This is a genomic window from Polaribacter sp. IC066 (genome assembly GCF_007997085.1).
GTDB lineage: Bacteria > Bacteroidota > Bacteroidia > Flavobacteriales > Flavobacteriaceae > Polaribacter.
The window spans coordinates 101,906-113,675 of the sequence record NZ_VORR01000008.1; the positions used below are offsets into that span (position 1 = coordinate 101,906).

Here is an 11,770-nt window from a genome sequence, read left to right on the forward strand (position 1 = left end):
AAATGTTTAGTAAAGATAAAAACGAAACTCCTAAAACAACGAAGTTAAAGACAATGGAAAGAAACGTAATTGCAAAAAACACCACAATTAAAGGAGAAATAATTTCAGACGGAGATTTTAGAATCGATGGTATTTTAGAAGGAGAACTAAAAACCCAAGGAAGAGTTATTATTGGTGCTGGTGGTTTTGTTCAAGGTACAATACAAGCGCTAAATGCAGATGTAGAGGGTAGGTTTTCTGGAGAATTAAACGTAGAGAAAACGTTAACTGTAAAGGCTATTGCAAATATTTCTGGAGATGTTATTGTTGGTAAACTATCTATCGAGCCAGGCGCTACGTTTAATGCATCTTGTGTAATGAAAGTAGTGCCAAAGGAAGTAAAAAAAGAGGATGGAAAAAAAACAAAACAAGAACAGTAGCAACAAAAAGGAAACTAAAAAACCGCTACATAAAGTCATTCAACTTTCAGGCGCAGGTTTGCAAATGGGGCTTATTATTTATCTTGGTTTTTTAGCAGGCACTTGGTTAGATAGCGTGTTTAAAACTAATTTTTTGACAGAAACAATTACGTTAATTGCTATTTTTTTAGCCATGTACTCCTTAATAAAACAAGCCAATAAAATTAATGATTAAAGATCTTCTTTTTTACTTTTTAATATTTTTAGGTATCTTTTTAGTAAGTTTTTCTTTTCATGAAAATTATATCAATGAACAAGGGGTAATTTTACCGTTTTCTTTAAAGAAAGTATACCTGTTTCAAATGGGTTTTTCGCTACTAATTTGTGTAAATTTCAAGCTATTTTCAAATGTTGATAAGATTTTTTCTCAACTTGGTTTTATCTATTTAGGAACGCTTCTTCTTAAAATATTGCTTTTCTGCGCAGTCTTTTATCATCCTATCTTTAACGAAGAAAATTTATCTCAAACAGCAGGGGTATCGCTACTTATACCTACGCTACTTTTTTTATTAACAGAGGCTTTTTTTGTGGCTAAAATTCTGAACAAATAAGAATAAAAAAAAATCAATAAATAAATGTTTTATACTTTTGAATTATTACATACCTTTGCGCCGAATTTAGAAAGCGTATTTTAACAATGAAGGTTGCACAAAAAACAGTCAAATTTCTTACAACGGTAGTAATTGCCCTATTTACAACGATAGGCTTTGCTTTAGATTCTGACACAAAATACGATAGCTCAAACGATGGTGGGCGAGTAAACACAAAAACGGAAGTTGAAGAATATATTCTTCATCACTTAAAAGATTCTCATGATTTTTCTTTGTGGTCTTACACCAATGACGACGGAGAAAGAAAACATGTTGGTTTTCCGTTGCCCGTAATTTTATGGACGTCAGAAGGACTTGTAACTTTTATGTCTTCAGAATTTCATCATAATGATGATGGTCATGTAATTGTAGAAAAAAAAGGATTGAAATTTGCTAAAATTCATTCTAAAATTTATGAATTAGACAAAGACGCAACCGTTGCAGTTTTCGACAAGGAGCACCATGCAACCAATGCACAAAAAACTTTTGATTTATCAATTACTAAAAGTGTTTTTGGTTTATTGCTTATCGGCGTTTTAATGCTTCTATGGTTTTCTAAACTAGCAAGACAATACAAAACGAAGAAAATACCAACAGGTTTTGGTAGAGTTTTAGAACCTTTGGTTTTATATGTTCGTGATGAAATTGCAAGACCAAATATTGGTGAGAAGCATTACAGAAGATTTACAGGCTATTTACTAACCGTGTTTTTCTTTATTTGGATTTTAAATTTAGCAGGCTTAACACCATTAGGTTTTAATGTTACAGGTCAAATAGCCGTAACTGCATGTTTAGCTGCCTTTACATTGGTAATTTATACATTTAGCGGAAATAAAGAGTATTGGATGCACATGATTTGGATGCCGGGAGTGCCTGTTTTATTTAGGCCAATTTTAGCGGTAATAGAATTAATAGGCGCTTTAATTATTAAACCTTTTTCGTTATTAGTTCGTTTGTTCGCAAACATATCAGCAGGTCATATTGTGATAATGAGTCTAATTGCCATTATGTTCACCCTAAAAGAATCACTTGGTGTGGTCGGTGCAACAGGATTGTCTTTAGTATTATCATTTTTTATATTATTAATTGAGATTTTAGTTGCTTTTCTACAAGCGTATATCTTTACAATGCTTTCAGCATTGTTTATAGGTATGGCGGTAGCAGAACATTCAGAAGCTCATTAATGCAAATTTGTTTAATTTATTTTTAAATCATTTAACATGGTAACTTACAATTTAATTGGTGCAGGATTAATCGTAATCGGTGCAGGAATTGGACTAGGTCAAATTGGTGGAAAAGCAATGGAAGGTATTGCTAGACAGCCAGAAGCGGCAGGGAAAATTCAAACAGCAATGATTATTATTGCTGCATTATTAGAAGGTTTAGCATTTGGAGCATTATTTTTAGGAAAATAATCCAAACAAAAACAAAAGATAGCGTTCTGTAACGGTTGGTTACAGAACCTATTTTTAAGTACTCATTTTAATGAGCATTAAAAATTTAAAGGAAGTTTTAATAAGATTCTTTTAAATAAAACAATAAAATAAGAAATTAATTAGTTTATTTATAGAATGGAAACTTTATTAAACGACTTTTCACCAGGATTATTTGTAGTGTCTACAATATTATTGTTAGCATTAATTGCGTTGATGGTAAAATTTGCTTGGAAACCAATTTTAAATTCTTTAGAAGAAAGAGAATCAGGAATTAAAGACGCTTTAGCAGCAGCAGATAATGCACGTAAAGAAATGCAAAATTTACAAGCAGACAATGCAAAGCTGGTAAAAGAAGCAAGAGCAGAGAGAGAAGAAATGATGAAAGAAGCAAGAGAAATTAGAGAGAAGATGATTGCTGAAGCAAAAGAAGATGCTACAGAGGTTACCACAAAACTAATAGAAACGGCACAAGCATCTATAAAACAAGAGAAACAAGCAGCTTTAGCAGAAATAAAAAAGAGTGTAGCAGATTTATCGATTAGTATTGCAGAGTCTGTAATTAAAAGAGAATTATCGTCTAAAGAAGATCAACTAGAATTGGTTGAGGGAATCTTAAAAGATATTACTTTAAACTAAAAGAGAATGAAAAACGCAAGAGCAGCAATACGTTATGCAAAAGCCATTTTAAATCTTGCTAAAGATTCTAAAGAAGAAACTGCTGTAAATGACGATATGTTATTGATAGCCGCTACAATTTTAGAAAATGACGATTTTGAAGTAATGTTAAGAAGTCCTATTGTAAAGGCTTCGGATAAAATAAACGTTTTAGACGCTTTATTTAAATCTAAAGTAAACAATATTACGCTTGGCTTATTTCATTTACTACAAGATAATAAGAGAATAGCAATGCTACAGGCTATTGCGAAACAATACGGCGTTATTTATGCTTTTGATAAGCATATGCAGGTTGCTAAAGTTACAACGGCTGTACCTTTAACAAAAGCACTAGAAATTAAAGTTTTAGAGAAAATAGTTGCTTTAACTGGCGGTAATGCAAATTTAGAAAATGAAATCAATCCAGCTATTTTGGGAGGATTTATATTACGTGTAGGAGATATGCAATACGATGCAAGTATCTCTAACTATTTAAACGAATTGAGGAAAGAATTTGACAACAGTCATTATATTTCAAAAATTTAATTATACATCAAATTATAAAAGATGGCAAGTATTAAACCAGCTGAAGTATCAGCAATTTTAAAGCAACAGTTAACAAATTTTGAAGCAAAAGCTACTTTAAACGAAGTAGGTACTGTGCTACAGGTAGGAGATGGTATTGCACGTGTTTACGGATTATCGAACGTACAATATGGTGAGCTAGTAGCATTTGATGACGGCTTAGAGGGAATCGTTTTAAACTTAGAAGAAGATAATGTAGGTGTTGTTTTATTAGGTGCTTCTACTTCAATTAGAGAAGGTTCTACTGTAAAACGTACAGAACGTATTGCTTCTTTAAAAACAGGAGAAGGAATTGTAGGACGTGTTGTAAATACTTTAGGAATTCCTATTGATGGTAAAGGACCTATAACTGGTAAAACCTACGAAATGCCTTTAGAGCGCAGGGCGCCTGGAGTTATTTTTAGAGAACCAGTAACAGAGCCATTACAAACAGGTATTAAATCTATTGATGCCATGATTCCGGTTGGTAGAGGTCAGCGTGAGTTGATTATTGGTGACCGTCAAACAGGGAAATCTACCGTTGCGTTAGATACTATTTTAAATCAAAAAGAATTTTACGATGCTGGGAAACCAGTATATTGTATCTATGTTGCTATTGGTCAAAAAGCATCTACAGTTGCAGCAATTGCAAACATGTTAGAAGAAAAAGGCGCTTTAGCATATACTACTATTGTTGCAGCAAATGCTTCAGATCCCGCAGCAATGCAAGTGTATGCACCCTTTGCAGGAGCAGCAATTGGAGAATTTTTTAGAGATACAGGTAGACCTGCTTTAATTGTTTTTGATGATTTATCAAAACAAGCAGTTGCGTACCGTGAAATTTCTTTATTGTTAAGAAGACCTCCAGGTCGTGAAGCGTATCCTGGTGATGTATTTTATTTACACTCAAGATTATTAGAACGTGCGGCAAAAGTTATCAACGATGATAAAATTGCAAGTGAAATGAACGATTTACCAGATTCTTTAAAACCAATCGTAAAAGGTGGAGGTTCTTTAACTGCATTGCCAATCATTGAAACACAAGCAGGAGATGTATCAGCATATATTCCAACCAATGTAATTTCTATTACGGATGGACAAATTTTCTTAGATGGAGATTTATTTAATTCGGGTGTAAGACCAGCAATTAACGTAGGTATTTCGGTTTCTCGTGTTGGGGGTAATGCACAAATTAAATCTATGAAAAAAGTATCAGGTACTTTAAAATTAGATCAAGCACAGTATAGAGAATTAGAAGCGTTTGCAAAGTTTGGATCTGATTTAGATGCAGCAACAATGAACGTGATTTCTAAAGGACAACGTAATGTTGAAATCTTGAAGCAAGCACAAAATGATCCTTTTACAGTAGAAGATCAAATCGCAATTATCTATGCAGGTTCTAAAAACTTGTTAAGAGATGTTCCTGTAAATCAAGTAAAGAAATTCGAGAAAAATTATATCGATTATTTAAATGCAAAGCATAGAGATATTTTAGACGTTTTAAAATCTGGTAAATTAACAGAGGAAGCAACTTCTGTATTGGAAGCAGCAGCGAAAGAAATATCAGCACAATTTTAAATTAGAAGTTAGTGTTTAGTAGTTAGGTTTTAAGCTAACTACTAATAACTAATTGCTAACAACTAATTCCTAAAATATGGCAAATTTAAAAGAAATACGTAATAGAATTACTTCTATTAAATCTACAATGCAGATTACATCTGCCATGAAAATGGTATCTGCTGCAAAGTTAAAAAAGGCCCAAGATGCTATAATAGCAATGAGACCATATTCATCTAAATTAACTGAATTATTGCAAACTTTAAGTGCAACTTTAGACAGTGATTCTGGTGGTGTATATTCTGAACAAAGAGAAGTTTCAAAGGTTTTAATCGTTGTGATAACATCTAACAGAGGTTTATGTGGTGGTTTTAACTCATCGATTACTAAAACTGTTATTAGAACAATTGCAGAAAAGTATGCTGATAAACAAGTAGATTTATTTGCGATAGGGAAAAAAGGAGAAGCTACTTTGGCTAAAAAGCACACTATTTTTGCAAATAGAAATGATATTTATGACGATTTAACGTTCGATAATGTTGCTGTAATTGCAGAAAGATTAATGGATCTTTATGTAGATGGTAGCTATGATAAAATTGAATTGGTTTACAATCAATTCAAAAATGCAGCTACTCAATTGCCACAAGTAGAGCAGTTTTTACCAATTGAACCGATAGAGCTTGATGATTCTTTAACCGTTAATTCTGATTATATTTTTGAACCATCTAAAGAAGAAATTGTTTTAGCGTTAATTCCTAAATCTTTAAAAACCCAATTGTATAAAGCACTTAGAGATAGTTTTGCTTCAGAACATGGTGCACGTATGACAGCAATGCATAAGGCAACAGACAATGCTACCGATTTAAGAGACGATTTACTATTAACATACAACAAAGCACGTCAGGCAGCAATTACCAACGAAATTTTAGAAATTGTTGGTGGAGCGGAAGCTCTGAAAAATTAGACGAAGCTTTTGCGGAGTCAAATTTTACAACTGCGGAAGCTCTGAAAAATTAGACGAAGCTTTTGCGGAGTCAAATTTTACAACTGCGGAAGCTCTGAAAAATTAGACGAAGCTTTTGCGGAGTCAAATTTTACAACTGCGGAAGCTCTGAAAAATTAGACGAAGCTTTTGCGGAGTCAAATTTTACAACTGCGGAAGCTCTGAAAAATTAGACGAAGCTTTTGCGGAGTCAAATTTTACAACTGTGGAAGCTCTGAAAAATTAGACGAAGCTTTTGCGGAGTCAAATTTCTTAAAAAATTACATACATGTTGAATTATCAAAAAGATAGACAACTTACTATAAAAAAAGCGAATCAACAGGATTCGCTTTTTTTTTGTATCCTGGAACACATAAAAATACCAAATGCATTTTTTTATATCTTGGCATAACAATTGAATTTGAGTAAAAAACCACGCTATATGAAAAAAATAAAAATGGGATTCATAGTATTGATGTTTGTATTATTTTTCCAATGTAGAAGTTTACAATTCGATCAAAATCCTCCATTTAAAATTACATCGGCTGTACATCAGTATTGGGTTGGTGGTCAACCCGGAATAAAAGGTGTGAATATTATAATTGGTTATTCATCAAAGAAAAAGATTGAATTTGATAGTATTTTTTTTGATAAGAGAGTCGCGAACTTACAATCTAAAAATTCAGAAACAGAAACAGAGACATTGGTCGTTGGTTATTTTATAGTAAATGAAAGAAAAGAGATGATTCTTGATGAAAATCCGGTGAAAGAATTTCAGAATCCTATTCCAATTATAAAAAAATTTCCTTTTCAATTAAAAGAAGATGAAGCCGTTATTAGCTATAAAATTCAAGGAAAAATTAAATATTTTAAGATCGTATCTGTAAAAAAGGAAAAGGAGCTAAATTTTCCTTCATTACCCAAATAATTTAAAACCATATAGTTAAGCTGGTTTTTTAAGTAGGCTTATTTTTTTGGCATACATTTTGAACATATATGTATGTAACCATTAAACGTAAAGCTTATGAAAACGCTAAAACTACTTTTAATTATAGCCATTACAGGAACACTATTTAGTTCGTGCTCATCGGTTTACAATGACTCTTTGGATACGTACCAGCCTACTTTAGAAAACGTGGTTTCTGGTTATGATATTTGGTATGTAGATTACCACAGAACTGTTGGAGATGGAGATATTCCGTACGTTTCAAGAGCCTTTACCTTATCTTTTATTAATGGAATTTTATATGCAAATAATAACATTGTAGACATTGGTAGAACAGGAAATGGTTTGGGCATCGATGTAGGAACTTACAACGCGTTTAATGGCTTGTTAGAAACGAACCATGATAGAGATGGTGCTCATGATTTTGAAGTGACTGTTTTATCTGAAAACGAAATAAGGCTATATAATTTTAGACAGAATGTAAGTTATTATCTAATAGGCTACAACACTAATAATTTTGATTATGATCAACTGTTTTATGAAAACATAGAATATTTTTTACAAGAATATAGAGCTTGGGGGAAAATAGAAACAGTAGGTGGCACTCCAAATGCTTTTGATGAGGAAAATTACTTACAGTTTACACTAGATAATATAACAACGTTTTATAGTTCTCAAGATAACTTTGGCACACAAGTTGATTCTATACAATGGGATTATGAAGGGGCTTATGAAATCTTCGATGTTGCAGGTTATGAAGATCTAAAAATATTAACATTGAATTATGATAACGGAGATAATGAAGAGTTTGAATTGAGCGTTATAAATGACGGAAGGGTTCGCTTATATCATATTAAGTCAGACACAACCTATGATTTTTCTGGAAAGATATTTATACAGCTATTAAAAAGTGAAAAAACTGTTAAAAGTGCGAAAGACCTTGTAAGAAATAATAACAGAAAACGTACTAAAATAGAACGTAAAACAAAGATTAGAAGAAATTTAAAATAAAGTTTGGTTAGTTGATTTTTGATTGGTTATTTTTTAAAAGTAATCAATTGAAAGGGGAACCGTCTTGAAGAGGACGGTTTTTTCTTTGTGTAAAACCTTCTAAAATCCTAGATTTTAAAAAAGAAAAAATAACACTAGTTTTTATAGTTTTATATTTGTGAAGTTGGTTCTGTAGTAAGTTTGATGTTTCAGACAAACGATCATAGAATCGGTATTAAAACTAAGAAAAAATTAAATGGTAAAAACAGCATTCATAACAGGAGCAACGTCAGGAATCGGAAAGGCAACAGCAGAAATTTTTGCTAAAAATAACATCAGATTAATTCTTTGCGGACGCAGAAAGGATCGTTTAGAAAATATTCAAAAAGAACTTTCAAAATTAACAGAGGTAACTACATTACAGTTTGATGTTTCTAAAAGAGATGAAGTTGCAAAGGCTATAAAATCGCTTCCAGAAAATTTTAAACAAATAGATATTTTAATCAATAATGCGGGTAATGCTCACGGTTTGTCTAGCATACAGGACGGAGATATTGATGATTGGGATGCGATGTTAGACATTAACGTAAAAGGATTGTTATATGTATCGAAAGCGATCATTCCTCAAATGATAGAAAATAATAGTGGTTTTATTATTAATATTGGTTCTATTGCAGGTAAGGAAGTATACCCTAACGGAAATGTGTATTGTGCATCAAAGTTTGCGGTGAACGCTTTAAACAAATCTATGAGATTAGATTTAAATCAATATAACATTCGTGTTGCTGCCATTCATCCTGGTTTGGTTGAAACCGAGTTTTCTGAAGTACGTTTTAAAGGCGATACAGAAAGAGCAAAAACGGTTTACAAAGATTTTAAAGCTTTGCAAGCAGAAGACATTGCAGATATTATTCATTTTGTAATTACAAGACCGTATTATGTAAATATAGAAGATTTAGTGGTGTACCCAACAGCCCAGGCAAGTGCTACGATTTTGAATAAAAATAAATAGTTTTACTTTAAGTGAATATTAATCCTTTGCAAAAGAGTGATATCAAATTAAAATAAATAGTAAAATAGCGCACTCAACTTATAACTTTAGAAGAAATTACAATGACAAAACTATATCTCCTTAAAGGAAAAATTCAAAATTATGCATGGGGCGGCTCTGATTTTATTCCGAATCTATTAGGAGAAAAAGCCACGGAAGAAAAATGTGCTGAATATTGGTTGGGTGCGCATGATAACGCTCCGTCTGAAGTACTCATCGACCAAGAAACAAAACCTTTAAATAATTTTTTGAATACTGATTTAAAAGAGAAATTAGGGCAAAAAATAGCGAGTAAATTTGGACGATTATCCTTCTTATTTAAAGTTTTAGATGTAAAAGATGTGCTATCGATACAAGTACATCCCACTAAAATAGCGGCAGAAAAAGGTTTTAAGGTAGAGAATGAAATGGGCATTCCGTTAAAAGCGGCGCACAGAAATTATAAAGACGACAATCATAAACCAGAGATTATGGTTGCGTTAGGTGAATTTTGGTTACTTCACGGCTTTTTGCCAGAAGATAAATTAGTAGCCACATTAAAAAACATTAAAGAATTCACCCATTTACTGCCTGTTTTTAAAGAACAAGGTTATTACGGATTGTATAAAACAGTGATGGAGCAGTCTGACGAGGATAATAACCGCATCTTACAACCTTTAATAGACAAAATTTTACCCGCATACAAAGCAGGAAATTTAGAAAAGTCGAATCCGGCGTATTGGGCGGCCAAGGCTGTTGATTCTTCTACAAACACAAAAATTTTAGATAAAGGAATTTATTCAATTTACTTTTTTAACGTTGTAAAAGCGAATAAAGGAGAAGCTGTTTTTCAAGACGCGGGTATCCCTCATGCCTATTTAGAAGGTCAGAATATGGAGTTAATGGCAAATTCAGACAATGTTTTACGGGGTGGTTTAACGCCAAAACATGTAGACATACCAGAATTACTAAAACATGTAGAGTTTAAAGCAACGGTGCCTAATGTGATGCAAGGCGAATTACAGAAGGATGGCTTAGAACGTATTTATAAAAGTGCTGCGCCAGATTTTGAATTAAGTCAGATTACGTTAAATGCAAATCAAAACTATAAATCAGAAACAAAAACAGCTCAAATTTTAATCTTATTAGAGGGCGAAGCCACCATTAAAGAACAAAATACCAGGTTACATCTTAAAAAGGGAGCAGCGGTGCTAATTCTTGCAAATGCTTTTTATGAAATTTCGACTTCTAAAAATGCTATTTTATATAAAGCTACTGCGCCAGATTAACAATAATATTCAATTGAAAAGAACCTATTTTTAGAAACAACTTTATAGTGTTGTTGCGTATTGAAAGTTGTGGTTTTGTGAATGAGAAATTTTTAAAGAATTTAAAAAGTTTGCAAAACCATAACTAATTTTACAAGTATTAGAATGCTACAATTTTTAATATATGTTTCTTTGCGATGTGATTTTAGTTTAAAAAACCTTCTTTTTTCAATTCGTCTAATTCTTGATCGTTAAAATATTCTGAAATTAAATTCATTTTATCGGTGTTTGTTTTCTTACTATAGACCCAACCATATAGTTTTCCCATATTTTTTCTATAATCAAACCATTTGCCCGTAGGATTTACTTTTTCATCATATCTAAAATTTTTCCAGTTTTTAATTTTATCAAGAACTGTTTCAGGTTTTTCCCATTTCCGAATGTCACCAAATTTCATTTTCCAAATGCTATTTAGTTCTTTAATTTTTTGTTCTTCTAAGAATTCTTTTTTAGGTAAAAGATAAGAATTGAACCTCGTGATATAATGCTGTTTATTCGGTTTATTATCTGTGGAAAGTTGGAACGTAAATTTTTCTAAATAAGCTACAGGATTTTTACTATGCATTTTAAAATTGACCCCTAAATTTTCAATTTTTCTAATTAATTCTGTATTTTGTTTTCTTTTAGAGGATACTAAAAAAGTTCCTAAATTTTTACCCTTGTATTTAAATAGATGGCTTACTCTAATTTGAACACTTTCTTTAATTGCATTTTCTAATAATGCAAGCCATTCATTTTCATTTTGTTTTCTTTTAGATTCCATTTGAGAAAGGTAAAGATAATTTTATTAATAAATTCTGGTTTTTTTGAGATATTTCTGGCGCATGACGCACAACGTTTTTTACAAAGAGTTCTAGTTTGTTTAATTTTGTAGCTATTAAAAACGAATAAAAATTGGCACTTATATATTGCATGTAAGGATTTAGTTTGAGTCAAGCAGCGAGCCAAATTAATCTGAATATTTTGTTAAATTCTGAAAAAAAAGTTTTATTATACTCAATACATTTAGGTTTTCGGGAACATAAAATTTCATGGTGTAATTATTGATATTAAATTACTGTTTTTCAGTTATTTAAGCACTATATTTTTGTTATTTTGAGTAATATTTAGTATCTTTATATTGTTGATATTCAGATGTATGACTATAAAATTATCACAAGAAGAGAAAATTACAATTAAACAATTACACCGTAATTGTAAACAAAGAAAACATGCCGATAAACTAAAAGCTATTC

At 31.6% G+C, this 11,770-nt stretch carries 14 protein-coding genes; 13 read left to right on the forward strand and 1 reads right to left on the reverse strand.

Annotated elements, in window-relative coordinates:
• The first annotated feature begins 2 nt into the window (after window positions 1–2).
• The 13 genes from ES044_RS04350 to manA all read left to right on the forward strand — a co-directional run bounded on the left by ES044_RS04350 (window position 3) and on the right by manA (window position 10,496).
• Window positions 3–419, forward strand: coding sequence for a polymer-forming cytoskeletal protein (locus tag ES044_RS04350; RefSeq protein WP_147120251.1), 417 nt, complete (start codon window positions 3–5; stop codon window positions 417–419).
• A complete protein-coding gene (locus tag ES044_RS04355) occupies window positions 391–633 on the forward strand; it encodes an AtpZ/AtpI family protein (RefSeq protein ID WP_147120250.1) in 243 nt (80 codons plus the stop codon). The genes ES044_RS04350 and ES044_RS04355 overlap by 29 nt, the downstream gene beginning before the upstream one ends.
• Window positions 626–1,009, forward strand: coding sequence for a DUF6168 family protein (locus ES044_RS18785; RefSeq protein WP_147120249.1), 384 nt, complete (start codon window positions 626–628; stop codon window positions 1,007–1,009). The genes ES044_RS04355 and ES044_RS18785 overlap by 8 nt, the downstream gene beginning before the upstream one ends.
• Window positions 1,010–1,095: 86 nt before the next feature.
• Window positions 1,096–2,232, forward strand: coding sequence for a F0F1 ATP synthase subunit A (atpB, locus tag ES044_RS04365; RefSeq protein ID WP_147120248.1), 1,137 nt, complete (start codon window positions 1,096–1,098; stop codon window positions 2,230–2,232).
• 36 nt (window positions 2,233–2,268) lie between these two features.
• Window positions 2,269–2,463 carry an ATP synthase F0 subunit C gene (gene atpE / locus ES044_RS04370; RefSeq protein ID WP_105022182.1) on the forward strand — a complete coding sequence of 65 codons (195 nt, stop codon included), beginning with the start codon at window positions 2,269–2,271 and terminating at the stop codon, window positions 2,461–2,463.
• A 156-nt stretch (window positions 2,464–2,619) separates the two neighbouring features.
• The gene (locus ES044_RS04375; RefSeq protein WP_147120247.1) at window positions 2,620–3,120 is read left to right on the forward strand and encodes a F0F1 ATP synthase subunit B; all 501 of its coding nucleotides are present in this window, start codon (window positions 2,620–2,622) and stop codon (window positions 3,118–3,120) included.
• Between the two features lie 6 nt (window positions 3,121–3,126).
• Window positions 3,127–3,684: an ATP synthase F1 subunit delta gene (atpH, locus tag ES044_RS04380; RefSeq protein ID WP_147120246.1), complete on the forward strand. Its 558-nt coding sequence runs from the start codon at window positions 3,127–3,129 to the stop codon at window positions 3,682–3,684.
• 21 nt (window positions 3,685–3,705) lie between these two features.
• Entirely contained in the window at window positions 3,706–5,280 is a 1,575-nt protein-coding gene (gene atpA / locus ES044_RS04385) for a F0F1 ATP synthase subunit alpha (protein WP_147120245.1), read from the forward strand.
• Window positions 5,281–5,356: 76 nt separating this feature from the next.
• Entirely contained in the window at window positions 5,357–6,223 is an 867-nt protein-coding gene (atpG, locus tag ES044_RS04390; RefSeq protein ID WP_147120244.1) for an ATP synthase F1 subunit gamma, read from the forward strand.
• A 460-nt stretch (window positions 6,224–6,683) separates the two neighbouring features.
• Entirely contained in the window at window positions 6,684–7,169 is a 486-nt protein-coding gene (locus ES044_RS04395) for a hypothetical protein (RefSeq protein ID WP_147120243.1), read from the forward strand.
• Between the two features lie 96 nt (window positions 7,170–7,265).
• Window positions 7,266–8,198 carry a hypothetical protein gene (locus ES044_RS04400; RefSeq protein WP_147120242.1) on the forward strand — a complete coding sequence of 311 codons (933 nt, stop codon included), beginning with the start codon at window positions 7,266–7,268 and terminating at the stop codon, window positions 8,196–8,198.
• Window positions 8,199–8,433: 235 nt separating this feature from the next.
• Window positions 8,434–9,189 (forward strand): SDR family NAD(P)-dependent oxidoreductase, encoded by a 756-nt coding sequence (locus tag ES044_RS04405; protein WP_147120241.1) that lies wholly within the window; start codon window positions 8,434–8,436, stop codon window positions 9,187–9,189.
• Window positions 9,190–9,290: 101 nt separating this feature from the next.
• On the forward strand, window positions 9,291–10,496 hold the full coding sequence (manA, locus tag ES044_RS04410) for a mannose-6-phosphate isomerase, class I (protein ID WP_147120240.1): 1,206 nt from the start codon (window positions 9,291–9,293) through the stop codon (window positions 10,494–10,496).
• A gap of 184 nt (window positions 10,497–10,680) precedes the next feature.
• Here manA and ES044_RS04415 read toward each other — a convergent pair whose 3' ends face one another.
• Window positions 10,681–11,298: a hypothetical protein gene (locus tag ES044_RS04415; protein WP_147120239.1), complete on the reverse strand. Its 618-nt coding sequence runs from the start codon at window positions 11,296–11,298 to the stop codon at window positions 10,681–10,683.
• Between the last annotated feature and the right edge of the window lie 472 nt (window positions 11,299–11,770).

What these genes read in the sequence shown, in the direction of transcription:
- atpB (WP_147120248.1), top strand. Translation starts at nt 1,096, where the DNA reads ATGAAGGTTGCACAAAAAACAGTCAAATTTCTTACAACGGTAGTAATT.
- atpG (WP_147120244.1), top strand. Translation starts at nt 5,357, where the DNA reads ATGGCAAATTTAAAAGAAATACGTAATAGAATTACTTCTATTAAATCT.
- atpA (WP_147120245.1), top strand. Translation starts at nt 3,706, where the DNA reads ATGGCAAGTATTAAACCAGCTGAAGTATCAGCAATTTTAAAGCAACAG.
- ES044_RS04355 (WP_147120250.1), top strand. Translation starts at nt 391, where the DNA reads ATGGAAAAAAAACAAAACAAGAACAGTAGCAACAAAAAGGAAACTAAA.
- ES044_RS04415 (WP_147120239.1), bottom strand. Translation starts at nt 11,298, where the DNA reads ATGGAATCTAAAAGAAAACAAAATGAAAATGAATGGCTTGCATTATTA.
- ES044_RS18785 (WP_147120249.1), top strand. Translation starts at nt 626, where the DNA reads ATGATTAAAGATCTTCTTTTTTACTTTTTAATATTTTTAGGTATCTTT.
- ES044_RS04395 (WP_147120243.1), top strand. Translation starts at nt 6,684, where the DNA reads ATGAAAAAAATAAAAATGGGATTCATAGTATTGATGTTTGTATTATTT.
- ES044_RS04375 (WP_147120247.1), top strand. Translation starts at nt 2,620, where the DNA reads ATGGAAACTTTATTAAACGACTTTTCACCAGGATTATTTGTAGTGTCT.
- atpH (WP_147120246.1), top strand. Translation starts at nt 3,127, where the DNA reads ATGAAAAACGCAAGAGCAGCAATACGTTATGCAAAAGCCATTTTAAAT.
- atpE (WP_105022182.1), top strand. Translation starts at nt 2,269, where the DNA reads ATGGTAACTTACAATTTAATTGGTGCAGGATTAATCGTAATCGGTGCA.
- ES044_RS04350 (WP_147120251.1), top strand. Translation starts at nt 3, where the DNA reads ATGTTTAGTAAAGATAAAAACGAAACTCCTAAAACAACGAAGTTAAAG.
- ES044_RS04400 (WP_147120242.1), top strand. Translation starts at nt 7,266, where the DNA reads ATGAAAACGCTAAAACTACTTTTAATTATAGCCATTACAGGAACACTA.
- manA (WP_147120240.1), top strand. Translation starts at nt 9,291, where the DNA reads ATGACAAAACTATATCTCCTTAAAGGAAAAATTCAAAATTATGCATGG.
- ES044_RS04405 (WP_147120241.1), top strand. Translation starts at nt 8,434, where the DNA reads ATGGTAAAAACAGCATTCATAACAGGAGCAACGTCAGGAATCGGAAAG.